This is a genomic window from Verrucomicrobium sp. BvORR034, from assembly GCF_000739635.1.
In the GTDB taxonomy this organism is placed as follows: domain Bacteria; phylum Verrucomicrobiota; class Verrucomicrobiia; order Verrucomicrobiales; family Verrucomicrobiaceae; genus Verrucomicrobium.
Genome location: NZ_BATQ01000180.1, coordinates 14,937 through 38,132, shown reverse-complemented (window position 1 = coordinate 38,132; position 23,196 = coordinate 14,937). Strand labels below are relative to the sequence as shown.

At 58.6% G+C, this 23,196-nt stretch carries 18 protein-coding genes; 13 read left to right on the top strand and 5 right to left on the bottom strand.

The features are described from left to right. On the top strand, positions 1 to 1,173 hold the full coding sequence (locus BV034_RS31895; protein ID WP_050030988.1) for a zinc-dependent alcohol dehydrogenase: 1,173 nt from the start codon (positions 1 to 3) through the stop codon (positions 1,171 to 1,173). Between the two features lie 103 nt (positions 1,174 to 1,276). Here the strand turns inward: BV034_RS31895 and BV034_RS31890 are convergent, their stop codons facing one another. The 4 genes from BV034_RS31890 to BV034_RS31875 all read right to left on the bottom strand — a co-directional run bounded on the left by BV034_RS31890 (position 1,277) and on the right by BV034_RS31875 (position 4,868). Beyond that, on the bottom strand, positions 1,277 to 2,761 hold the full coding sequence (locus tag BV034_RS31890) for a hypothetical protein (RefSeq protein WP_050030987.1): 1,485 nt from the start codon (positions 2,759 to 2,761) through the stop codon (positions 1,277 to 1,279). Between the two features lie 32 nt (positions 2,762 to 2,793). Then, positions 2,794 to 3,048, bottom strand: a complete 255-nt coding sequence (locus BV034_RS31885) for a hypothetical protein (RefSeq protein ID WP_050030986.1) — start codon at positions 3,046 to 3,048, stop codon at positions 2,794 to 2,796. A 126-nt stretch (positions 3,049 to 3,174) separates the two neighbouring features. Further along, complete coding sequence (locus BV034_RS31880) at positions 3,175 to 3,726, bottom strand: hypothetical protein (protein ID WP_050030985.1); 552 nt, start codon at positions 3,724 to 3,726, stop codon at positions 3,175 to 3,177. After that, positions 3,723 to 4,868 carry a site-specific integrase gene (locus tag BV034_RS31875; RefSeq protein WP_265593698.1) on the bottom strand — a complete coding sequence of 382 codons (1,146 nt, stop codon included), beginning with the start codon at positions 4,866 to 4,868 and terminating at the stop codon, positions 3,723 to 3,725. The genes BV034_RS31880 and BV034_RS31875 overlap by 4 nt, the downstream gene beginning before the upstream one ends. A gap of 304 nt (positions 4,869 to 5,172) precedes the next feature. Here BV034_RS31875 and BV034_RS36620 point away from each other — a divergent pair, with 304 nt between their 5' ends. The 9 genes from BV034_RS36620 to BV034_RS31830 all read left to right on the top strand — a co-directional run bounded on the left by BV034_RS36620 (position 5,173) and on the right by BV034_RS31830 (position 18,829). Then, positions 5,173 to 9,324: an NACHT domain-containing protein gene (locus BV034_RS36620; protein ID WP_265593697.1), complete on the top strand. Its 4,152-nt coding sequence runs from the start codon at positions 5,173 to 5,175 to the stop codon at positions 9,322 to 9,324. Positions 9,325 to 9,329: 5 nt separating this feature from the next. Then, a complete protein-coding gene (locus tag BV034_RS31865) occupies positions 9,330 to 10,028 on the top strand; it encodes a hypothetical protein (RefSeq protein ID WP_050030982.1) in 699 nt (232 codons plus the stop codon). A gap of 46 nt (positions 10,029 to 10,074) precedes the next feature. Continuing rightward, positions 10,075 to 10,431 (top strand): hypothetical protein, encoded by a 357-nt coding sequence (locus tag BV034_RS31860; protein WP_050030981.1) that lies wholly within the window; start codon positions 10,075 to 10,077, stop codon positions 10,429 to 10,431. 96 nt (positions 10,432 to 10,527) lie between these two features. After that, positions 10,528 to 10,974 carry a hypothetical protein gene (locus BV034_RS31855; RefSeq protein WP_265593696.1) on the top strand — a complete coding sequence of 149 codons (447 nt, stop codon included), beginning with the start codon at positions 10,528 to 10,530 and terminating at the stop codon, positions 10,972 to 10,974. Positions 10,975 to 12,021: 1,047 nt separating this feature from the next. Then, positions 12,022 to 12,867 (top strand): hypothetical protein, encoded by an 846-nt coding sequence (locus tag BV034_RS31850; RefSeq protein WP_050030979.1) that lies wholly within the window; start codon positions 12,022 to 12,024, stop codon positions 12,865 to 12,867. Between the two features lie 492 nt (positions 12,868 to 13,359). Next, complete coding sequence (locus BV034_RS36615) at positions 13,360 to 14,550, top strand: hypothetical protein (protein WP_050030978.1); 1,191 nt, start codon at positions 13,360 to 13,362, stop codon at positions 14,548 to 14,550. A 68-nt stretch (positions 14,551 to 14,618) separates the two neighbouring features. Then, positions 14,619 to 16,289, top strand: coding sequence for a DUF3987 domain-containing protein (locus tag BV034_RS31840; protein WP_265593695.1), 1,671 nt, complete (start codon positions 14,619 to 14,621; stop codon positions 16,287 to 16,289). A gap of 344 nt (positions 16,290 to 16,633) precedes the next feature. After that, on the top strand, positions 16,634 to 17,662 hold the full coding sequence (locus tag BV034_RS31835; RefSeq protein WP_050030976.1) for a virulence RhuM family protein: 1,029 nt from the start codon (positions 16,634 to 16,636) through the stop codon (positions 17,660 to 17,662). Positions 17,663 to 17,914: 252 nt separating this feature from the next. Beyond that, a complete protein-coding gene (locus tag BV034_RS31830) occupies positions 17,915 to 18,829 on the top strand; it encodes a hypothetical protein (protein ID WP_050030975.1) in 915 nt (304 codons plus the stop codon). A gap of 57 nt (positions 18,830 to 18,886) precedes the next feature. Here the strand turns inward: BV034_RS31830 and BV034_RS31825 are convergent, their stop codons facing one another. Then, positions 18,887 to 20,167 carry a polysaccharide pyruvyl transferase family protein gene (locus BV034_RS31825; RefSeq protein ID WP_050030974.1) on the bottom strand — a complete coding sequence of 427 codons (1,281 nt, stop codon included), beginning with the start codon at positions 20,165 to 20,167 and terminating at the stop codon, positions 18,887 to 18,889. A gap of 610 nt (positions 20,168 to 20,777) precedes the next feature. Here BV034_RS31825 and vccB point away from each other — a divergent pair. The 3 genes from vccB to vccD all read left to right on the top strand — a co-directional run bounded on the left by vccB (position 20,778) and on the right by vccD (position 23,165). After that, positions 20,778 to 21,311: a Verru_Chthon cassette protein B gene (gene vccB, locus BV034_RS31820; RefSeq protein WP_050030973.1), complete on the top strand. Its 534-nt coding sequence runs from the start codon at positions 20,778 to 20,780 to the stop codon at positions 21,309 to 21,311. Positions 21,312 to 21,429: 118 nt separating this feature from the next. After that, complete coding sequence (gene vccC / locus BV034_RS31815; RefSeq protein WP_265593694.1) at positions 21,430 to 22,449, top strand: Verru_Chthon cassette protein C; 1,020 nt, start codon at positions 21,430 to 21,432, stop codon at positions 22,447 to 22,449. Further along, the gene (gene vccD, locus BV034_RS31810) at positions 22,422 to 23,165 is read left to right on the top strand and encodes a Verru_Chthon cassette protein D (protein ID WP_050030971.1); all 744 of its coding nucleotides are present in this window, start codon (positions 22,422 to 22,424) and stop codon (positions 23,163 to 23,165) included. Before vccC ends, vccD begins: the two co-directional genes overlap by 28 nt. Positions 23,166 to 23,196 lie beyond the last annotated feature (31 nt).

Below are 23,196 nucleotides of genomic sequence, written 5' to 3'. Positions count from 1 at the left end.
ATGAAGGCACTTTGTTGGCATGGAAAGTCGGATGTACGGGTGGATTCAGTTCCAGACCCAAAAATTATCGATCCTACTGACGCGATCATTAAGATAACAGCCACGGCCATTTGCGGTTCAGATCTGCATTTGTTCGATGGTTTCATGCCTACCATGGAGGCTGGAGACATCCTTGGGCATGAGCCCATGGGCGTGGTGGTCGAGGTGGGGGCCGCGGTGAAGAAGCTTCGTCCAGGCGATCGGGTGGTGGTGCCTTTCACCATCTCCTGTGGGAGCTGCTTCTTCTGCAGCAAAGGCCTCTACTCCTGTTGCGACACCTCTAATCCCAATGCGGAAATCGCCCGCAAGGCAATGGGGCAATCTCCCGCGGGGCTCTTTGGCTATTCGCATATGTTGGGGGGCTTTGCCGGTGGTCAGGCGGAGTACTTGCGTGTGCCCTATGCAGATGTGGGGCCGGTGAAGATTGAGTCCGACCTTCCGGACGACAAGGTGCTCTTCCTCTCGGACATCTTCCCCACAGGTTACATGGCTGCGGAGAATGCAGAGATTGAGCCCGGTGATACCGTTGCGGTTTGGGGCTGTGGTCCAGTCGGTCAATTTGTCATTCAGAGTTGCTGGATCATGGGGGCGGGCCGCGTGATTGCCATCGACCGGGTGCCTGAGCGACTCGCGATGGCAGCGACTCACGGCAAGGCGGAAACGCTCAATTTCGACAACGATGACATTTACGAACGTCTTATGAGCATGACCGACGGACGGGGACCGGACCGCTGCGTTGATGCCGTGGGCACCGAAGCGCATGGTACGGGCAGCTTCGATGCAATTCTCGACAAGGCCAAAGCGGCAGTCATGCTGGGCACGGACCGACCTCACGTGCTTCGACAGGCCATCCGATGCTGTCGGAAGGCGGGCACCATCTCCATCCCTGGTGTCTATGTAGGGCTGCTGGACAAAATCCCCTTCGGGGCCGCAGTGAACAAGGGGCTGACGTTCAAGATGGGACAGACTCACGTCCAGCGCTATCTCCGCCCCTTGCTCTCCCGCATTGAAAATGGGGAGATCGACCCCTCCTTTGTGATCACTCACCGTCTGCCGCTGGAGAAGGCACCGGATGCCTACAAGATGTTCCGGGACAAGCAGGATGGCTGCATGAAGGTTGTGCTGAGTCCATGATTTCGGGGGCAACACGGACTAGGTTTTGACTTTAGATGCGCGGAGCCTCATGAAATATAGGAGTGAGCAGGGAGGGGATCGAACCCCCGATCATTCCAAAGTATCAAAGGGCTTCAATTTGCTGGACCACTTCGGCCAGCGACTGAAAGGTGTTGCGGTCCACGGTTTCCGACAAGGCGCACAGCTTGATGAGGTCTGGCAGAACAATGCCGCGGGCCATGCGGATGACCTCGGGCGGCGAGCAGGCCGGATCCAGGAGGACCACCGCCTGGGCAGGGCACGCACACGACAGCGTCGCAGCCAAACGAGCCGGATCATTATCGAGCCAGCGCTCCAGCTGGCGGTAGGTCCATTCCGGATCAGCACCATCAAACGCATGCAGCATGAACACGTTCGGCTCCACTGGAAGGTCCGTACCTTCAGCTTGATGGGTTCCCACCTCCTCCCAAAGACCTGTACCATGCACACGGGACATCGTCCGCATGACCAGGTCGTGGTGATACTGCCACATCTTGTTCTCGTCCGCAGCGAAGCGGTTGATGATCGACTCCCAGCGACGGCACAGCATCGTGAGGGAAGTCGCCGCCACCGCACACACTTCACGGATCTGGGAAAGGCCCATCCCCTGCATCGTGTAGATGTCGACGGGGCGGATGGTTCCAGCTCGGAACCGACGGTAAAACATCCTGGCCGAGGCCATGTCCCAGGCAAATCCGTTGCCGAGGATCTTGCGGAATTCCTCCGCGAACTGGGAGTTGAGGACCCACTGGAACGCAGCACGAGTATCGTCGCCCCAGTTTCGGGAGGGGCGCAGAGACTCTGGCAACGAGTGGGAAATGACAGGTGAAACGTCCGAATTCGAGGGGGCTGTAAGGAATTCAGTGTCAATGTTATCTGAATCAATTGAATTGAAGATGACCGGGGAAATGCCGCAAAGGTTGTCCGGCGTCTGAGTCTCCATCGCGTTATCGGGATCCACCGGGAGCACTGTCAAAGCGTCCCGGTCATCCGGTACCGTTGTACTGGCCACCGGATCCGCTGCCTCCGGCATCGTTTCCAACTCTTCTCCCGGTGAGAAGCTTTCCTGGTCCCCTCTCCGGCACGGAGAGGGTAAGGGTGTGGTTACGTTATGATATACAATACATTTGTCGTGATGCTCCCCGTCTTGACGGATTTCGACAACACGGGAAACGGCTTCGGAATCAGCTGTTTTGGCAAAGACGAACGGGATGGCGGTCACCCACCACTTCTGCCCGGCCATCTTGGTGCCGCCATCGGTCGTACGGTGCTCCGTCTTTACGTAACCTGTTGCCTTGAGCGCCAGCAGGGCGTCCCGTACTCGGTAGTCAGAAATTTTGGCCGCGCGGCGGAGATACCCCCGGTTCCACTGGAAATCACTGCTGCGGTTCAGCAGTACGGCCAGCAGCTTGTAGGAGAAAGGGTCGAGAGAAGAGACGGCGTCACTGGGCAGGACCACATAGCCTTTGCCCTGCTCCATGGCCATGGCGGGCGTAAGGTGGTTGATGCGCTTCTCTCGCTTCGGGCGAGGCACTCTCCGGGAAATCGAGGTGGCAGGTGAGGCCTTCATGGGTGAAGTTGCAGTGTTCGTGTCTAGAAGCCTCAAAGTCCCTCGCTGCGCTTCTCATTGCCGGGCGTCTGGGCCTCAATGAAGTCGCGAACGGACTGCATATTCACAAGACGTGTGCCCTTGAGCTGATGCTTCTTCCGTAGCGACACGCTGCGAATGTCGCCTGAGGACATGAGCGCCCAAAGCGTACCTCGCTTGATTCCAAAGAGACGGGTGATGTCTGTGGGCCTTGCCCACTCTGGGAGGGCGTCGGTGGAGAGTTTGGAGTTGTCTTGAACCGTGTTCACGAACCACGGTAGCAAACTGACTTCCCGTTGGGTTGTCGTTGGACGCAGTCGATATTTCGTTGTGGAGCCGTTGCTGGAGTCGTCTGTTCCCGTTCTTTGCGCGTTGAGGGGGAGAGATTCTTGTCGTCAAAGTTTATTTTTGTTCACCTTGGTCTTTTTCTTTTCCTCTCGTTTAGCAGCCATCTCCCGACCCCATTTGCTCTTTGTTGCTTCCTGGATTTCGAGTCGTTCGACTTCCCGCCATACTGCCCACGATCGAAATTGGTTGACCGTCACCCGTTGGGAGGCCTTTTGCCCATTCTTGCGGACGAGTGCTGCTAGCAGCTTCATGGAATTGGGCTCATCCTCTTCGTAGAGGGTCTTTGCCGCCTCCCTAAAGGTCAACGTTTTGCCGGTGCTCGGGTAGATGTACCGGTCGTCTGCAGCCTTCTTCGCTTGGATGTACCAGTCTTCGTAGACCACAGCGGGAAAGTTGACCTCCGCTTCTTTGGCTGCGTAGATGGCCATAGCTGAGGCCCGCCATAGGGAAAGCGCTTTCTCCGCAGCGGCATTCACGTCTAGAGCGTCGGATTTACCCAACAACTGGGCAGCTAGCAATGCGAGCTCGCCAACAGCGGGGTACCCGGTGTCTAGCTGTGGTCGCGGTTTCTCAACCATCCGGGAGGTACTTTTCTTCATGGATTGAGGTCTGGGAGGCTGCTGAGGGCTTTTCGTTTGGAGGGACTGTCCACGTGGGTGTAGTGGGCGGAGATCTCTGCCGAGTCGTGCCCGATGATGTCTTGAACGATGGCTGGCGACACGCCGGCGTTCTTCATCAGGCTCGTAGCGGTGTGGCGAAGGGAGTGGAATGACAGCGGGGCGATTTCATGTCGTCCGGATCGACCCTGTTTCTGAGCTTCGTGGCTGGTAACCTGCCGCAAACCTGCCGCGGCCAGAATGTCGCCGAACTGACGCGAAAGGGCCGCAGCCTGACCCGTGGCGACCTTTACGTGGCTGGCTGCTCGGGGGTGGATGAAGGCGTCCGCCTCGCCAGCCGTGAGTGAGGCAATATGCCGCTGAAGGGGCTCAGCCAAAGGGATGATGACGACCCTGCCGGTTTTGGCAGTCTGGAGACGGATCTCCCCTTGAAGGAGATCCAGATTTGCCCACCGAAGACGAGCCAGGTCCGCAATGCGTTGGCCGGTGTAAATTCCGAACAACACCATTGAACGCCATTCGTCATCTGCCACTGACAGGACAGCTTGCAGCTCTGAAATGGTAAAGGGCCTCCTTTTGACTCGCTCTTCGGCCGACTTGAGCGGACGAACATCCCGAACGGGATTCTCGGGCAGGTACCCATCCCGGCGGGCGTCTTCGAACATGGAGCGCAACAGTTTGACGGCTTGGTTCGCCGTGGTGACGCTGAGCCTCTGGGCCACGTCGTCTCTGTATTTGACGAACGAGCTTTGGGCCAGTTGCCCGATGGCGTCGTCGCCTCCTTTCCCCAGCCACCTCAAGAAATCGCGAACCCGGGCACTGTAGTTGGAGTAGCTGGCGGGCTTCACTTCCCCCTTCCGGCGGGCCAGCCAGCCCTCCAGGAAGGTCCGGGTGGTCGAAGATGGGAGGTCTTCCCCGTGAGCGCTTTTGTAAATGTCAGAGATGACTTGATGCGCCTGCTTGGCCTTGGCCTTCTGTTTGGCCAGCACCTCCCACTCGTCGGCCATTGTCTGAGCGACCTTGCGACGGGTCTCTTTGGTGGACCGCTGAACCCTCCGACCGTCCGGGAGAATGAAGCAGGCGAACCAGAATGGGGAGCGTTCCTTTCTACGTAGGGATGCCATAAATAGTGGCAACCATAGTGGCAACATCAGCTTTGTTCAACTAGATTCAATGTGATCTTGTTTCGTTGAAAATGAACGATATATGACGTGCTTAAACACCCCTTGGCGAAGCGCGGGTTCAATTCCCGCCCTCGCCTCCACCTTCACAAGTGCACCGAACTCATTGAAGAATCGGTTTCTTTGACCCGCGAACAATAGTTCACCGTGGCTCCAAGACTACATTGGTAAAGTGTGACTTCGGCATCCAGTGCGTCTTCGAAAAAAATGTGATTGCCCTTGTCCATCGGAAGGGCATGAATTCGGCATGCTGCTGCCAGGATCCCCGCTGCCTACATGTCTTTATGTCCCTGGTCAGCTAGATTCCATCCCTTTACCTGTCGCGCCACCGCAAGCTCACGAACTTCCGTTAGGTGCTCTGTCATTCGAAAATCTACAAAGGCTGTCAGTCAGGCTTCTCGCCGCATCAACGGACACCATACACTGCCAAGAATATGGCGTTCCGGGCCAAAAACAGGAAGGTATAGATCTCTATGCAAGGTTTGCAGGTAGATCAAAAATGGAAGTGTGGCAGTGCAAGCGTTACAAGTCATTTGGGCCTGCCGACATTGACGGTGCAGTAAGAGCATTTCTAGATGGGGGATTGGTTGAGAGAACCGATCGATTTGTCATCGTGACGTCAGCTAAAACGGAGCCGACGCAACTGGCTGATGCAGAAATTGCGGCTGCCGATGCTCTTCGTAAGCATGGGATAGAGTTCGAATTGAAGGGGTGTGTTCAGTTGACTACATTGTTGGTCAATCATCCTGAAATAGTCTGTAGTTTCTTTGGGCGACACTGGGTTGAGGCGTGTTGCGGCAAGGAGGTCGCTGAAAAACTCAGGTCTAGTTTGGATCCATCTGAGGTCTCTCGATTTCGATCTCAGCTACTTAAGCTCTACACAGGGGTGTTTGAACAAGCGGATTCAATTCTCACAAGATCTCTTGCGAACTCGATTGATCACTCGGCGGTGCTTCCGTTGGCTGAGCGATGGGTTATGCCAACCATAGCGTGTCGTGTTCACTCTATGGGAGAGTCTGGGCGAGGCTCTAACAGAGAAAATAAAGATTGGAAAGATAGTTCGGAGGAAAGCAAATCTGACCTACTCGCTACAAGGCAGACAGTTGCTTCCGAAGGGCTGGTAGAAATGGACGCAGAGTCATTTATCGCCAGCACCAATCGAGGAGTAATTCTTGGTGATCCAGGGTCTGGGAAAAGCTCGCTCTTGCGCATTGTTGCCCTTGATCTCCTCTCTGAGCGGCCACAGTTGCGCGCAATCGCCAGGCAATTCGGAGATCGTCTTCCTGTTTGGCTGCCATTCGCATTTGTAAGCGCTCGTATATCTGCGGGAGACTCACTTGCAAATGCTGGAGTTGCTTGGTTGAGAAAGTACGGTGGCGATAGTGAACTTGAGCAACTCTTCAGGCAGGCCATAGCTGATGAGCGATTGTTGCTTCTGATTGATGGGTTGGATGAGTGGTCCGATGCTGATCGGGCTAGAGAAGCACTATTGGCGCTGCAGGGTTTCCTGAGTCAACATCCGACCAGTTGCTTTGTCACGGCTAGACCTTTGGGCTATCAAAGGTTGGACGGCCTGTCGGGTGTCTGGAGACAGGGGAGCTTGCGCTCACTTTCGGTAGATCAACAAAGCGAGCTTGCGATCAAGATCCTCCGATTGATTCGTCAAGAGGTTAGTCATCATGCAATTGAGATTGAAGCTGAAAAGTTCAGTCATCAGCTTCGGTCTGAGCGTTCCTTAGGAGAAATATCAGGCATTCCATTGATGTTGATTGGGATAATGTCCCTCTGGGTGCGGAATCAAATACTTCCGGGCTCACGATTGTCTGCTTGCGAAGATCTCCTTAAAGAACTTCTGGATAATCATCCCAGCAAGAGGGTGGCGATTTCTGCGCCTAACTCGGCATTCAATGCAATCTCTTCTCCTGTACGCCGAGGCGCTCTAGCCTGTCTTGCGTGGACTATTCATTCTTCTCAGGATGGATTCTCTCTGGAGCGGACGCAGGCGGAAAAGTGTTTCTCAGAATATTTTCAATTGGTCGAAGGAATGTCCCTTCATGATGCCCGGGAACAAGCCCGAAAGATGCTTCCGATATCAGACCAGATAATCGGGGTGCTTGCTGAAGCTTCTCCAGGAGGAGATGTGCAGTTTGTGCATAGAATATTTCAAGAGTTGCTTTCGGCGGAGTACCTTTCAGGCCTTCCGATAGAGGTGCAAATTCAGCATTGTTCGACACATGCAAGCAACCCTGTTTGGCATCAGGTGTTGCTTTTTCTCATACAGAGAAACGTGCGGGTCACTGAAACGGACCAAATGGTGCGAGCTTTGAAGCATCCAAAAACCAAATGGCGAGATGAGTTCTATTCAAAGGTGCTCACCGCTGAGGTGGTGTTTTCCCAAGTAAAAATGTCTCCAGCTTTGAAAAAGGAGATTGTCGAATCCGTTTTGGACGAAATCGAATCGGGCACATGGATGCCTCTTCGAGAATCTCTTCTAAGCAGGGCTTTGTCTGCCCAGTCGGGGACAATTGCCTACAACTTGCTTTTGGAGCGCATGCGCCACTGGGTGCCAAAGCCATCAGACATTTACATCTATGACGAACTGGCCGAGTGGTCAGATGGCGACGGCGTTGATGAGGCACTTTGGCGATTTGTGAATCACGAGTCTATCTTCATTCGGATTAGCGCAGCTAGACTATTTGCACGTCACTGCGAAGGCTGTGTGAAATGGAGGCAAAAGATTGTTGAACAATTGGCAGAACCTTCATCCACTGAAGTGCTGGGAGCTAAAATCCTATGCTTGGCATATGGGTGGAGCAGCCACAAAGAGGCTGTCGAAGTGTTCCGAACCGGAGTGGAATCTCGGATGCCGGAAATTATTCTACCTTCGGTGCTCGGAATGGTGAATGCAGAATTGCATGACTTACATGCGAAACGTCAGCTTTTAGAGAATAGCGATACATATTATCTGGATGACGTGATTGTAGAAGCTGCTGTGAAAGGATGGGCGCTGGACGCTGAATTGAAACAGAAAGTTATAGATAGCCTTGCGATCTCTCGCAATCCGGAAAAAGCGTTTCGAAGAAGTGTAGCGATTAGAATCGCAATCAAAGGTTTCCCGGGGGATGACGACGTGGCGAGTGCTCTAGCGCTTGAATTTGGTAGGGGCTACCCTGAGTTCGACCATTCGGTGAAAACTGATGAATTCCTTCGCGGTTTTTCAGGTCATCCAAGTTTGGCACAGGCATGCCAAGCCTACTTGAATCGCAATCTGGAACACCACAGTAGGACATGTGCTTTAGCAGCGGGATTGTTAAAAACAGAGGCGTCGAAGCAAGTTCTTGCAAGCTGGGTAACGTCAAAAGACTCAAGGGCGGCAGATGCCGCCAGAACTCTCCTCTGCGTCTGGGGTGAGACTGATGGGATTGTGGCCACAGTGTTAGGAAAAATAGCGGAAGATGAGTCATTGATGCGAGTATTTGCCATTGTCATGGCTACCACTGAAGGCGACAAGGCCTGCGGGAGGCAAAAGTTAATCGATGCCTTGAAGAACCAGATCGGGTTGGAACGGTTTCCAATTGGGAAAGCCATTTTGGATGCTTTAGCGACCATGCGGATGAAGGAGTTCGACGATGAGGTTGTTGATGCAGCATTCGGTTGGATTGGAAGCGAAAACAACGCGGTCAACGCGCGATACATGTTAGGTAGCCTTATTAGACACTTCGGAGATCATCCAAGAGTTAGGGACTCGGCCAAAGAGATCGTGGATCGCGTAGATTGTCCGTGGAGTGCGATCATGCACTCTTGTAAGGATGATCCTATGCTTATGGACCGGGCGCTGGGACTGAGTCGATGTCTTCCTGACGTGCTGCGGCTGCAAATTGCGCACCAGTGTCGTCAAAGAGCAATTTTTGATCCCAATTTTCGCCGGGTAGCGGAAGCATTCAAAGGTGAGTCATCAGAGAACCCAAAGGTGGTCGGTGCAATAGCAATTGCCGAGGCAATGATTGCTGGATCCAAGGAACTCGGACAACTTGCAGACTACTTTGAAGAAGAAGCGGTGGTGCTGGGGCCTGAGATGGACGAGCGGAACAAGGCGGGTATTGCAGGGCTTATGGCACTTGGAGATATTGACAAACTGGATCAGGTTTGGAATAGGCGCATCGGTCGCGGAATGCACATTTCCCCTTACCAATCCGATGAGCGTCCCGAATTGGTGCAGTATATGGTGATGAACTGGCAGCGTTTGGCCGCTAGATTCGGAGATAGGCTATGGACTTGGTTTGGAGACGAGGACGACCTTGAAGGGTTGCGAAGAGTTGCGCGCGACTTAGGAAAAAAAGACCTAGTCTCGGAAATTAATGCGCGCAGCGAGAATGCTCTCAAGAGGGGGGGGATTTAACCTGTATGGCGGAGGAGCAAACGCCGGGATGGATTGAGGCCTGTTTCAAGGCGATGGGGCTTCGAGAGGGCAGTTCATCGGAGAATTCTCTTGATGCGCACGAAGCGAGTCGCGTGCTGGCAAAATATGGGGCAATCAATGCGAGCATTCAAAAGGAGTTGGAAACTTTCGTCATAGGCGGAGAGTGGGGGGCGCACACTGCGATGGTAACACTTGCTCGAGGATGGCCGACTTCAGATGTTCTAAAGAAGTTGTGGAGCGAGGTCAAAAATAGTCCAGACGACGGGGCCGAAAGATATGAGCTTCTGGTGGCAATGTATTCTGAGCCAGAGGAGTTTGTTATCTGGTTGCGACAGTGGCTAAAGCTACAAAGTGAAGCAAGCAGAAGATACTTTCACAGCGACGTGCGTTGGTTCATCTTGCGTCGTTGCTTTCAGGACGTTAGATTGACGAGACTGTTGATTGAAGAGCTTACGCGTACCGAATCCACTGATGAATGGATTACGCTGCCTTGGCTCATTCGAGGCAGTGGGTTGGAGGATGCTGAACATCAGCTTATGGAATGGGCGGAGCAGTGTTGGAGTAAGATTGATAAAGGGAACTGGTGTTGTGTGGGATACGATCTATTTCTAGGAAGGTATCGATCCCTAAGGGTTTCTTTATTGGAGTTACTAAGCACAAGCAAACAATACGTGCTCGGCTAGTCGGAGGAATTTGTTGTATGTGTGGCTTAGTGATGCAGCTCGCCTCATGACCAGCGTCTTCCATCTTGGTCTCTACCTCTCAGGATTCTTCTGCGGAGTGCTTTGCTGCGTCATCATCTACGTCGTGAGGAGCGGGGTGCTGAGGCACTCCGATTTTCTAATTGAGGAGCGGTTGGTTGAGGTCGAAGCGGCCAGGAAACTAGTGGCGGAGGGGTGGTCGGTGGGAGTGGACCGTGGTGCCATCCTCTACAACGTGATGTTGCTACCGCCGGGACTGGTTGATCCGTTTGTCGAGAGTTGGTTGGATGCCGGGCTGCTGCTCAACAGAGTTCGCCTGAGCCCGAGGAAAGCTCGCCAACTGTTCCCTGGCGCGTCGATTCGAATCTCGGCCAGGGGGATTTGAATCCTGGATGGGGCGGTGCAGTTGCTGTTCAATGACAGAGGATCGGCGAATTCCTCGGCGGGCACACTCTTGGGGGAGGCATTAGGAAACACACCGATGACGAAAACAACGAAGACACTTCGATGGGCCTGCGTGGGAGCCGTCGCGGCAGCACTCCTGCTCGCTGGGCTCGCCTATTGGCAGACCAGGGAGAAGCGCCTGGACCTAACAGAGGTCTCCGTGCTGAAGGCATCGGCAACAGATCCCAAGGTGGCGCCGGACATGGAGGAACTGTTATGGCGGGTGGCTGGGGGAGAAGATCGGAGGGCAGTACGAGAAGAATCGCCAGTACCTGTACTGCTCAGGTTTCAAGATTGCGGAGCTCATCCGGAGGGGCCGGATAGAGACTCGGTCCTCGTCGTGGAGCAGAAAGGGCATGAAGAGGAGGCGAGGGTGTACAGGGCCTCCCAGCGGCTGAATCATCCGCAGAACGCAGCCCAGTTTCTGGAGTCGCTGCCGGGAGGATTGTACCGGTCCGGCACGGCCAGGCTGGAGATGCGTTGATTTCGTGCATTTCGTTCTTTTCGTACTTCGTACGGAAAATTCACCAGTGTTGAGGATGAGGGGGTTATGACTGAGCTCTCTTTTTTGACGCACTGCGTCCTGAATTGAGATGGAATCCGCTTCTGGTAGCGATGGAGCGGGTGACGCGTGACTTCAGACAGGAGCTGGGGGGATGGGGCAGGGGTTGGCGTGGCAAGAGGAGCGCTCGCCCTACAGCCCGGGGTGGTTGGGTGTTGGAGCGGATGGCAGCGTCGTGGGACGTCTGTTGGGTGATTCCGTCCCGCATGCGGGACGGTACTCCAACCCTGGCGCGGACGCTTTTGCAGTCTCAAGTTCCTCAAACCGCCCTGCTGATGTCTTGAGACCCTGGAGGAATTGGGGTCAGGGGACAAATCGAACGACGTTCGCGGCAAGATGCCGCGAACAGCACGCAGGATGCGTGCGCTCCTCAATGATCGCTCCGGCGGGCGTGTGCTCCTTTGCGAGAGCTCAAGTCTGGCGTCTGGTTTCTGGCAGTCTTCTGTCTCCCGCGCAGCGGGTCAGTCTGCCGCCAAGCCTCGATTTCGTGCATTTCGTTCTTTTCGTACTTCGTACGGAAAATTCACCAGTGTTGAGGATGAGGGGCTTATGACTTTCGGGGTTTTGGAGGGGGCAAAAGGGCGGTTTTGCTTGGCAGAGCCCGCTGCGCGGGAGACGCCAGACTAGAAGACACAAGACACCAGACTTGAGCTGCGCCTGCTTTGCAGGAGACGTCAGACTGCCAGACACCAGACTTCAGACTTCAGACTTCAGACTAGAGCTGGCGCGTGGGAGGAGACCCAGGGGGAATTGGGTACCAGGGGGCAGGGGGTACGAAGTTCATGGCTTGGAAAGGGCGGTTTTACTTGGCTTTAGGAGTGGGCTGGGGCTGGTTAGGGGATCGTTTTTGGGCTTATGGGATCCTCGTCGCCAGCTTCATCGCTATCTTCATCTCTGCCTGCTACGGCCCGGATCTGGTCGGAGAGCGGGGCGTGGATCTTGCCTTGGCCTTGGGGGGTGGGGGAAGGGATGGGAGACGCCGACGGCGCGAGGGAGAGCCCGCGAGAGATGCGGGAGGTGAGGGGGCGGATGGCGCAGGTGGTGTGGGGGCTGCGGCGGCTCTGCCGGGAGGAGGAGAAGGGGCGGAGCAGGGAGCTTGGGCTCTCGGCCCCGTGGGTGCTGGCGGTGGCGCGGGCGCGGCTGCAGCAGGGGCTGGCGGATTGCGAGATGCTGGATGGGCTGGTGCAGGAGCGGCTGGCGCGCGGAGAAGGTGAAAGAGGACGGGAGCCCTGGCCGCGGTACGTGGCGGGGTATTGCTGGTGCCCGCCTGATGCAGCTGCTGAGGCCGAGGATGCGGCTTCGGCGGCGGCTTCTTCACAGTCGCTGACGGGGCTGGTGCTGCATGTGCATCGGCTGACCCTCCGCGAGTGCCAGGTGGTCTCGCAGGTGGGGCGCTCTGCCCGGGCGGCGGCGCGGGAGGGGGATGCAGAGAAGGCGATGGACAAACGGTTGCTGCACCGGGTGCGGGAGCGGTTGCGCGATGGGTTCCCACCGAAGAACGCGCTGGCCTACTATGCGAGCGACATCCAGGCGCGGCATGAGGCCGGGCGGGTGCAGTTCGCGATCGATCTGGGGCGGGAGCTGGAGCAGGCCCTGCGCAAGCCCGAGCGCTACCAGCGCAGCACGTCAGACTGGCTGCTCCGCCTGTGGCTGCCCCTGCGGTTCTGGGAATGTCCAGCCAATGGTGAGACGGCCTACCATCGCTTCACCCAGGCGGCGAAGCTCCTTGGGCAGGTGCCGGTGGGGTTCCCCGCGTTTCTGACGGCGTGGAGGAACGGGAGGGCCCGCTTCGCGGGCAAACCAGTGCGTCAGTAGGTCAGTGGGCAGTGCGTCAAGGCGTTGGGCCCGCGCCAGTAGGGAGTTCAGGCCTCAGCCTGTGCGAGTCAACAAAGCAAGCCCAGCGAAGCAGGTAGACACAAGACGCAAGACCCTGAGCAGAGCTTCTCTATGCTCACACAAAGGCACGAAGGCACAAAGGAGGGCTGCTGATGTGGCTGGCGGGGCTCTGTTCGTAGTACAAACTTCAGTTTGCCCGCGCGGTGATGGACGGCCTGAGGCAAACTGAAGTTTGACCGCTTGGTTTGGGTGTCTTCTGTGGCCCGCGCAGGCTGAAGCCTGTACTCCGTACAGCTTCGGTTTCAACACCTTGACGCACTGCCTACTGACGGACTGACGCACTGATTCCCGGGTAGCACCCCGTCCGATTTCCAACAAACGATTCAACTTGTTTCTCCAATCTAATTACCCCGGCAACAGCACAAAGGGCGGGGGAGGACGGGATGGGGAGATTGGCGCACTGTCCTGCGCATGCACAGACAGGATGGGGAAGGGGAATGGGCCGCCGACAGGGCGATGGACAGGGACAGGCGGATGTCGGCGCTGGATCGCGCGGCGTTGTACTTGAGCAAGATGCCGGTGGCGGTGTCGGGCCAGAGCGGGCATGCCACGACGTTCAAGGCGGCCTCGGCGCTGGTGTGGGGCTTTGATCTGGATCCGGAGGAGTCCCTGCCGCTGCTGCTGCAGTGGAACCAGGGCTGCCAGCCGCCGTGGACGGAGCGTGATCTGCGCCACAAGCTGCGCAGCGCCAGCACCACGCCGCACCCGAATCGCGAGCGCGGTCACTTGCTCTACCAGGAACGCGAGTGGGAGCCTCATCGTTATCGCCCCCGTCGCGCTGGACACACAGACGCTGGCCAGAGAAAGGGCCAGCCTTTCGTCTCTCCTGGAGAGAGAGGAGAGAGCAGGGAGGAGAAGGAGGAGAGGGAGGTGGAAGGGAAGGAAGCCCTATGGCGGGGTTCGAGGAAATATGAAAACGAACCCCGGCGGGGTGAGGAGGAGCCGGAGGAGAGGAGGGCCAGGCTGCGTGCCACCTGGCCTGCCTTCCTGCCGCTGCGCCCGGCGGGCATCCGTACGGTGGCGCGGCTGCGGAGGCTGCCGGAGCGGGCGGTGGCGGATTGCGCCCGGGGCGGGTTCCTCAAAGGGGTCCGCTACGGCGGGGCGGACTGCTTTGCCATTGGGGATGGCAGCTTTGTGCAGCTGCGGCGGTTCGATGGTCAACCGATCGAGCGGATCGACGGCTCCCGGTGCAAGAGCTACAACCTCCCCGGCTGCCAGGGGGCGTTTCTGGGGCACCGGTGGGTGATGGGAAACGACACCCACGTGCTGCTGGTGGAGGGCGCGGCGGGGCTGCTGGAGGCGGTGGCCGCCCTGGAGCTTGCGGTGTCAGGCCTGGGCTGGAGCCCCCTGGCGGCGACCAGCGCCAGCTCCCGCTTTGCCCGCGACCCTGAACTGCTGGCCAGCCTGAAGGGGCGGCTGGTGCGCATCGTTCCCGATCGCGATCCCGCCGGGCTGCATGCCTGCGGCGTGTGGTGGGGCGAGCTTCAGGCCGCCGGGGCCAGGGTGGATGTGCTGATGCCGCCACCCCAGTGCAAGGACCTGGGGGAGGTGGTGGGGGACGCGGAGCGGCATGGGGCGTTCTTTGGGGAAATTAGGAATTAGGAATTAGGAATGCGGGTTGGGTGAAACAACCTGCTGGGGACGAATGGAAGATGAATCGACTCAAACACATGAAACTACGACACGAGACAGCAGGGCAGGAAGAACTGGGACAGGGGCAGGTGGCGGCGGGGCCGGGGTTGGCGGCTGGAGGAGTGCGAACGAAGTACGAAATGCACGAAAAGAACGAAATCGACGCATCGCATGGGGAGGCGGCGGAGCCGGGGCCGGGGGTGGCGGCTGGAGAAGTGCGAACGAAGTACGAAATGCACGAAAAGAACGAAATCGACGCATCGCGTGGGGTGGTGGCGGAGCTGGGGCCGGGCTTGGGGGCTGGGGGAGTGCAAACGAAGTACGAAATGCACGAAAAGAACGAAATCGACGCATCGTGTGGGGTGGTGGCGGAGCCGGGCGCGGGTTCGGAGAAGGAGGTGTTGTTTGCGGGAACTCCGGCCTCCTGGCCAGCGATGAAGGGGAAGCGTGAGGGCTCGCCCCAGGGGGCGGTGGCTGCGGTTGCGGCAGGGGCAGAGGTCATCGGCGCCACCGCAGAGGAAGCCGCTTCTGATGGGTCCCAGCCGACGGCGCGTTCCGGCCCGGAATTCCCGGAGACGGCCCTGCATGGTCCGCTGGGGGATCTGGTGCGCACCATCCTGCCGTGTACGGAGGCGGACCCGGCGGCGTTGCTGGTGCAACTGCTCGCGGGGGTGGGTAATCTCATCGGTCCCTCGCCGTATTTCGTGGCGGATAGCGCGAAGCATCGGGGGAATCTGTTTGCGATCGTCACGGGTCGCACGGCGAAGGCGCGCAAGGGCACGTCCTGGCAGCAGGTGCGGCATGTCTTGCAGGATCTGGATGCGGACTGGCTGGCGAAGCGGGTGAAATCCGGCGTGGTCTCCGGGGAGGGGATCGCCCAGGTGTTCGAGCCGGGTGGGGACCGGCGTCTGCTGCTGCTGGAGGGGGAGTTTGCCCAGGTGTTGCAGGTGATACGGCGGGAGGGGAGCACCGTCTCTGCCCTCTTGCGGCAGGCCTGGGACGGGCAGCGCATTGCCGTGCTGCGGCGGAAGGACAGCGTGGAGGTGGATGACGCGCACATCTCGATGATCGGCCACATCACGCTGGCGGAGCTGCATCGCCTGCTGGCGGGGGTGGAGGTGAGCAACGGGCTCGCCAACCGCTGCCTCTGGGTGCATGCGGACCGGTCCAAGCTCCTGCCGGAGGGCGGCTCGGTGCCAGACACGACCGCTCACCTGCAGGAGCTGCGCCGGGCCATCCGGACCGCGCGGGCGCGCAACGAACTGCGGCGGGATGAGAATGCACGGCAGCTCTGGCGGGAGATTTACGGGCGACTCAGCGAGCCTCCTGCAGGTCGCGCGGGCGAGGTGCTCTCGCGCTCGGAGGCGCAGGTCATGCGCCTGGCGCTGCTCTATGCGCTGATGGATGGGGCCTCAACGATCGCGTACGACCACCTCACGGCCGCACTGGCGCTGTGGGACTACTGCGAGGCCAGTGCGATGTTCATCTTCACCGCAGAGGAGATCAATCCCCGCGCCGCCCGCGTGCTGGCCGCGCTTAAAGACGGACCCATGAGCCTGAGCGGGCTGAATGCGTTGTTTCATCGTAACCTGAGCCAGCAGGCCCTGAAGCAGCTCCTGTCCGAGCTGGGACCGCTGGTGGAGGTGTACGGCGGCGGCAGCCGGGAGGACCCGACGCGGTGGGTGAGGGCCCGCAAGCGGGCCGTTTAGACGCAGCCGCCGGGGCGGCTGCTGGTTGAGGGGCCCGCAAGCGGGCTGTTGAGACGCTGCGCTGGTTGAGACGGCTGCGCCTGGTTGAGACGCTGGCGCTGGTTGAGATGCCGCTCGCGGCGGGTTGGATACAGAAGCTGGGGAGCGCAGATTGTTAATCTGCTGTGCTGCCGATTGGCAATCGGCAGGGGTACCGGAGGGTGGGCGGTCAATCGGGGAGCAGAGGCAGCAAGTGGATCTCGCTTGATCGGCTCCCTCTGCACTTGCCCACCAGGACATGCAGCGGTACTCACATTCGCCGTCATAACGACACCCGCTGAAGTCCCCGCAGCACCGACGACCCCATGAGCGACTTGATTCTCTACACGACCGATGACGGGCGAAGCCAAATCAGGCTGAGGGCGGATGAACAGACGGTCTGGCTCACTCAGCTGGAGATGGCGGAACTCTTTGACGCCACGAAGCAGAACATCTCCCTGCATCTGAAAAACATCTTCGAGGAGGGCGAGCTGGACCCAGCGGCAACTGTCAAGGATTCCTTGACAGTTCAAATCGAGGGCAGCCGCGAGGTGCAGCGTCCCGTCACGCTCTACAATCTGGACGCCATTCTGGCCGTGGGCTACCGGGTGCGCTCGCCGCGCGGCGTGCAGTTTCGCCGCTGGGCCTCCACCATCCTGAAGGAATACCTCATCAAGGGCTTCGTGATGGACGATGAGCGGCTGAAGAATCCGGACGGTCGCCCGGACTACTTCGACGAGATGCTGGAGCGCATCCGCGACATCCGAGCCTCAGAGAAGCGCTTCTACCAGAAGGTACGCGACCTCTTTGCGCTGAGCAGCGACTACGACAAGACGGACCAGGCCACGCAGGTCTTCTTCTCCACGGTGCAGAATCTGCTGCTCCACGCCGTAACCAACAGGACGGCCGCCGAGATCGTCACGGCGCGGGCCGACTGCAATGACCCGAACTTTGGCCTATTGCACTGGAAGGGGGCCAAGGTACGGAAGACGGACATCCTCACCGCCAAGAACTACCTGACCGAGGACGAGATCGACACCCTGAACCGGCTGGTCGTGATCTTCCTGGAAACGGCTGAACTACGTGCCAAGAGCAAGCAGGAGACCCGGATGAGTTTTTGGAAACAGAACGTGGAGCAGATCATCTCCTCCAACGGCTTCCCCTTGCTCATCCACCCGGGAGCCATCAGTCACGAGCAGATGGAGGAACGAACCTCGCAGCTTTATCTGGAGTTTGACCATCAGCGCAAAAAGCAGGAGGCCAAAGAAGCTGATGAACAGGATGAGGCCGCCCTGAAAGCCCTTGAAAACAAGATCAAACGCCGCGGCCCGCTGCGCGGGAGACACCAGACTTGAAGACACAAGACGCCAGACTTGAGCTGGCGCACAGACAAAGGCCAGGGGGACCGCGAGCCGTCGGACATGGAGGGGCCCTTCTTTGTCACGCCGCTGAGACTCCTTTCCGTTGCCGCCAGGTTTCAATGAGGGCCGAGAAGCCGGTCGGTAGCGAACCCAGGTGGGGAATGACACCGTCACTTTTCTCGTTCCAAGTCGTTCCCTGCTTCTTCCATGCCCCGCGCTTCGTTTTCCGCATTTGCACCCGGTCCTATGAACATCCTGCATTTTTTTACCCGCCGATTTCATTCCTCCCTCACTGCGGCCGGGGTGGCGCTGCTTGTTTGCCTCTCCACGTCACCGGTTCAAGCAGAGATACCCCGTGAGGATGCGCTTCGCTTTGTGCGGGGCTATCTGAGTGCTGCACAAAATCCCACTCCCGATGAAGAGGTCCGCCACTATGCGCCCCGCGTGCGCTACTTCGACAGCGGCACGGTGGATCAGAGCTTTGTGGCGGCAGATCAGCGTCGGTACTACAAACTCTGGCCGCAGCGAACCTTTGAGCTGCTGGAGGAGCCTGAGATTGTTGCCCAGGAGGACGATGCAGTGACGCTGAGATTCATCATTCGCTATGAGGTGAACAATGGAGACCGTCGGGCCACCGGGGCCACCCAGAATACGATGCAGGTGCAGCGGATCGGCGACGGACTCAAAATCGTCGCCATGTCCGAGCGCAAAATGAATCTGAAAGCGTTGCCCCGGCCCACCATCGCTTCATCCCGCCCAGCGCCCGCCGTTGATCGAACGGAAGATCGAGTTGAAGCAAAGCCCGCCGAAAAGGCACCCCGGTCAAAGCCTGCTGAGCCCGCGGTGGCCGTTGATAACACGGCTCCCAAACCAAAGCTTCAAGAGATGCCCGCGTCGGCTGGAGGAGCAGATCCAAAGCATGTGGCCCAGGGTCCTGGAGCGGCACCCACCCCGGCAAAGGGTAGTGCGAATCCGACTCCTGCTTCTGCTCCTGTTCCCGCTCCTGCCCCGGCGATCGCAACCCCCGTTCCAGGTTCCCCGGGCCTGGTGTACCTCCCAGGCACGGAGCAGACCTCGAAGAACATGATCGACGTGCGGGGTTACCCCTCCGGACAGAAGGTCAAAGATCCGCGGAATGGTCAGATTTTCATTGTTCCTTGAGGTGCTCGAAACCTGTTTGGATGAAAACGCCGGGGTGGTGCGAGGAATCTTCAGGTCCTACGCGTTCAACGCTTTTTTCACCGAGCTCATGCAGGCGGCGGCACGTTCTTCCACATAGGCCATGGCCTTTTTCACCTTTGCTTCCGCACCCGCGTAATCCTTGTGAATGCCCATGAGGATCTCAAACATCTTCTCCGCTGGGGTGCTGTCGAACTCCGGAGCCCATTCCTCCAGGCCGATGTCCTTGAACATCCAGCACTTCGGTGAGTGGAACTCAGAGAACGTATGCATCATCGGGGTGCCCACGGCCAGGGCCATGATGGGCGTGTGAGGCTCATGGCAGATGACGGTGTGCGCACGCCGGTAGAAGGAGCAGGCCTCATCCACATTCCAGAACTCATCAAAGTTCACCACATACGGCTTCAGGTTGTCCGGCAGCGTGTCGTAGATGAATTTTTTATTGTACTCCATCTCCTTGTACACCTCCGGGGCGATCACCACCTTGTAGCCCGTCTCCTTCACCCACATGGCGATGAGGTCCTGGTACACCTTCGCCCGGCGGGTATCGTCCGCGATGTTTTCCGCTGTCGGATGCAGCGGGTTCAGCTTCTGCGGGCGCGTGTCATCCACCCCTGGGGAGGAGGGACTGTGGGTGCGAAGTTGGACGGTGATGAACTTCTTGTCCTCCAGGCCGTACTTCTTCAGACGGGCCAGCGCCTTCTCCTCATCCTTCACATCCACGCCGAAGCAGCCATCCGGGCCGAACTCCAGCACCGGTGTCTTCACGCCCGCATCCTTCAGCACCTGGAGCGTCTTGCTGTCCCGGCAGTAGATAAACGCCGCGCTGCTCAGCAGGGCAATGCGCTCCTCTGCGCCTTCGCCCTTCACCATGGTGTCGAAGTACGACTGCCCCTGCAGGCCCCAGGGCTTGCCTGTCTTGTTGCAGTATTTCATGAAATCCGTCGGCTGTCCCATCCCGGGGCCGCGCAGGAAGAAGTCTGACCGCGCGATCGCCTGCTGCACCGGCCCGTCTTTCTGCGTCAGGCTGCCTCGCACGATCTCGAGCTGCGGGAACCGTTTCATGAGCATGTCTTCCACCGGCTGGTTCACATTCGCGGCCCACAGGATGAAGTGCGTGTCCGGCAGGTGCTGCTCCATGAAGCGCAGCGTTCCCGGCGTGTGCCCCACATCACCGATGTTCTTCACCGCCCAGCCGCACTGCAGCAGGACCGTCTTCTTCTTCACAGCGCCCTCCTGGGCAAAGCTGGATCCGGGCAATGCGGTTGCACCCAGGGCGAGTCCGGAGGTCCTGATAAATTGGCGGCGGGTCGTGTTCATGAGAGTGGCAAAAGTTTTCAACGTGGCGGAGCGCGGCGGTCTTCCAGCGGAATGGGCCTGCTGCGCGGGAGATACAAGACTTGAAGACACAAGACGCAAGACCTGAGGTGGCGCTTCGGCCTGGAAGAAGCTGGGGAGCGCACGCATCCTGCGTGCTGCCTTCTGCAGCCTGCGGAAGGCTCAGGGGACGGGAACGGAGGAGGTTGGCAATCAGGGGGGGGGTAAGACGCGGCAGATGGATTCGGGTTCGCGGCAAGATGCCGCGAACAGCACGCAGGATGCGCGCGCTCCCCAATGACCTGACTCAAAGCGAGCTTTGACTCATGCTGGCGATCACGAAGTTTTTGGAGTGCTTCCGGTCAAACTCGCTTCGCCTGCACATCAATCCCAATGGTCAAAATCGGGCATCACCTGCCACCGCACTTTCTTCAGGGTTTGCAGGGTCTCTGTCGGGTAGTGTGTCTCGACAGGCAAGGACGGTGGCAGCCCCCGGGGAATCGGTCGCATAAAGGCGTATCGGCTTTGATACAAATGGCGGATTCGCAAGCACTAAGGCAATTCTTTAGCAACAAATTCTTCCCAAATTGTTACCGCCTGCTAGAAAAGCGAAATGGTAACCACGACGCGAGGTAAATACATCGTGACGACAGGTGCAACCTTGGTCGAGGTTGTCATCACGGTGGGTATTCTTGTCACGGTGATGATTCCGTTGCTGGGACTGCTCTCCGCTGCAGTCGAAACAAGTGGCAAGGCGGCCAGCATCACGACCTCGGCGCGGATCGCTTCCCGCCTCCTGGGCGAGGTCCAGCAGGCGGACTGGACCAAGCTGGAGGACTGGAAAAACAAGGATGTTTACCTGGATGACCAGGGCATGGAATGCATCGGGGCGAAAGGGCAGGAGAACGCTGTCTATACCGCCCGAGTGAGGCTGGGGCCCACCACGGGGGTGCAAATGACGACAACGCCGACGGTGCCAGCAAACTCCTGGCAACGCCAGGCGGTGGTAATGGTGGCGTCACGCCCGGGTAACTCGGGGAAGACTTCCCTGGACGCAGCGGAGGCCGCCATTGATGCCGGGCGGGCCGTGCCACGGGAGGTCCGGATCAGCAGAACGCTCCTCGTCAACCTTGAGAAAGCCCCCTGATCATCCTTTCACCCCAGCTCCTGCTCCAGACATGAAGGTGCCACCCCACTTTTGCCCCGCAGCCACAGCCCGTACGAGCAGGTGCTCCCGGCGGTCCGGTTTCACGCTGATCGAGCTCATGTTGAGCATCGCCATCCTGACCCTGGTGCTCATGGCCTCCACCTCCATGCTCAATGTGTCACTGGGACAGTTGCGGATCGCAGAGTCACGCAACAGCCAGTTTCGGGAGGTCCAGGCTGCCTTTGAGACCATGACCCGGCGGCTGGAGGCCTGCGAGATCAACCCCTACTACGACTATGTGTACCCGGGGAATGACATGAACAGCGTGCCCAACGGTTACAAAATCCAGTCAGACCTGCATTTTGTCTCCGGCCCGGCCAACACGGGCACCGCCCCGCTGATCGGCACCGGGGACCGCACCGGGCATGCCGTGTTCTTTCATGGAACCTATGGCCTGACCGGGCAGAAAGACTGGCGCGGTCTGTCCTCCATGCTCAACAGCTGGGGGTATTTCCTGGAGTTTGGCGATGATGACTCCACCCGGCCAGTCTTCCTCAATGGCGCGTCTGTCCCCTCCCGGCTGCGCTTCCGGTTGAAGGAGCTGCAGGTGCCCGCCGAGCAGTTGCGCACGTATGCCCTGAAGCTCAACTCCCAGACCACCAGGGCGGGTGTCCAGGCATGGTATACGGCCGCCCTCGCAGACCCCGCGAACATTCATCCCGTGGCGGAGAATGTCATCGCCTGCATCATCTTTCCCACGATCCCGAACGAGGCCACCACTGACGACGGCAAAGCGATCAAGCCCACCGATCTGGCTCCCAACTACTACTACGACACCCGCTCCTACCAGTACGCCAGCTCGGATGTGTCTGAGTTCACGCGGCACAAGCTGCCCCCGCTGATCCGCCTCACCCTGGTGGCCATTGATGACGTCTCCGCCTCCCGGCTTCAGGAAACAAACGGCAAGGCCCGTCCCAATCTGGGGCTGGACGGCTTGTTTGAGCGGGCGGCGAACTATGATGCCGATATTGCCACCCTCGAATCCACCCTCGTGGCCAGCAAGCTGAACTACCGGGTGTTTTCATCCACCATCCGTCTTCGCAATGCCCGATGGAACGGCAGCTACGTCGGGCGCTAACCCTTGAACCCAACCCCTGTACCGACGTGCACATCTCGAACTCCGCAACTCCCGGTTTCCGGCAGCACCAGGGCGCCGCCCGACAGGCAGGATTCACCCTGATTGAGATCCTCATCGTAGTCACCATCATGGGCATCATGCTGGTGGCAGCCGGCAGCGGAGCCAGTTCCATGATGTCCACGCTCCGCATGAAGGAGGCGCTTGAGTCCATCTCCAACTCCATGGATCACGCCCGCCAGCTGGCCATGACCTCGAACCGGGACGTTGTCTTCCGCATCTACAAGTTTACGAATGACATGAACCAGTCCAACTGGCGCAGCATGGAGTTCGGCACCGTGGACATAGAGACCAATCCTGATGCCACCGGTTATCAGGACCCGACGGGCACCAATTTCAAGCCGAAGTTCAAGGCTGCGGGGGCGCCGACCATTCTGGCCGACGGCATGGTGTTTCACCCTTCCACCTCCTACTCCAGCCTGCTGGACACCACCAAGACGGAACTCATCACCGGTTCCGACACCGGCCCGGACGGCCGCGCCCGCGACTATGTGAGCTTCCGCTTTCTGCCGGACGGCCGCACCAGCCTAGGCACAGGGACGAAGTGGTCCTTGACGCTCATCAGGGAGTCTGAAGCCACGGGCGCTGCCCTCCCTGCCAACTTCGCCACCATGCAACTCGACCCCGCCACCGCCCGGGTTCGCACCTTCCGCCCCTGACCGGATACCGCAGCCTCATTCACCTCCGCTC

What these genes read in the sequence shown, in the direction of transcription:
- vccD (WP_050030971.1), top strand. Translation starts at nt 22,422, where the DNA reads ATGGAACGGCAGCTACGTCGGGCGCTAACCCTTGAACCCAACCCCTGT.
- BV034_RS36615 (WP_050030978.1), top strand. Translation starts at nt 13,360, where the DNA reads ATGCACAGACAGGATGGGGAAGGGGAATGGGCCGCCGACAGGGCGATG.
- BV034_RS31865 (WP_050030982.1), top strand. Translation starts at nt 9,330, where the DNA reads ATGGCGGAGGAGCAAACGCCGGGATGGATTGAGGCCTGTTTCAAGGCG.
- BV034_RS31895 (WP_050030988.1), top strand. Translation starts at nt 1, where the DNA reads ATGAAGGCACTTTGTTGGCATGGAAAGTCGGATGTACGGGTGGATTCA.
- vccB (WP_050030973.1), top strand. Translation starts at nt 20,778, where the DNA reads ATGGTAACCACGACGCGAGGTAAATACATCGTGACGACAGGTGCAACC.
- BV034_RS31830 (WP_050030975.1), top strand. Translation starts at nt 17,915, where the DNA reads ATGAACATCCTGCATTTTTTTACCCGCCGATTTCATTCCTCCCTCACT.
- BV034_RS36620 (WP_265593697.1), top strand. Translation starts at nt 5,173, where the DNA reads ATGCTGCTGCCAGGATCCCCGCTGCCTACATGTCTTTATGTCCCTGGT.
- BV034_RS31875 (WP_265593698.1), bottom strand. Translation starts at nt 4,868, where the DNA reads ATGGCATCCCTACGTAGAAAGGAACGCTCCCCATTCTGGTTCGCCTGC.
- vccC (WP_265593694.1), top strand. Translation starts at nt 21,430, where the DNA reads ATGTTGAGCATCGCCATCCTGACCCTGGTGCTCATGGCCTCCACCTCC.
- BV034_RS31825 (WP_050030974.1), bottom strand. Translation starts at nt 20,167, where the DNA reads ATGAACACGACCCGCCGCCAATTTATCAGGACCTCCGGACTCGCCCTG.
- BV034_RS31835 (WP_050030976.1), top strand. Translation starts at nt 16,634, where the DNA reads ATGAGCGACTTGATTCTCTACACGACCGATGACGGGCGAAGCCAAATC.
- BV034_RS31840 (WP_265593695.1), top strand. Translation starts at nt 14,619, where the DNA reads ATGAAACTACGACACGAGACAGCAGGGCAGGAAGAACTGGGACAGGGG.
- BV034_RS31880 (WP_050030985.1), bottom strand. Translation starts at nt 3,726, where the DNA reads ATGAAGAAAAGTACCTCCCGGATGGTTGAGAAACCGCGACCACAGCTA.
- BV034_RS31860 (WP_050030981.1), top strand. Translation starts at nt 10,075, where the DNA reads ATGACCAGCGTCTTCCATCTTGGTCTCTACCTCTCAGGATTCTTCTGC.
- BV034_RS31850 (WP_050030979.1), top strand. Translation starts at nt 12,022, where the DNA reads ATGGGAGACGCCGACGGCGCGAGGGAGAGCCCGCGAGAGATGCGGGAG.
- BV034_RS31855 (WP_265593696.1), top strand. Translation starts at nt 10,528, where the DNA reads ATGACGAAAACAACGAAGACACTTCGATGGGCCTGCGTGGGAGCCGTC.
- BV034_RS31890 (WP_050030987.1), bottom strand. Translation starts at nt 2,761, where the DNA reads ATGAAGGCCTCACCTGCCACCTCGATTTCCCGGAGAGTGCCTCGCCCG.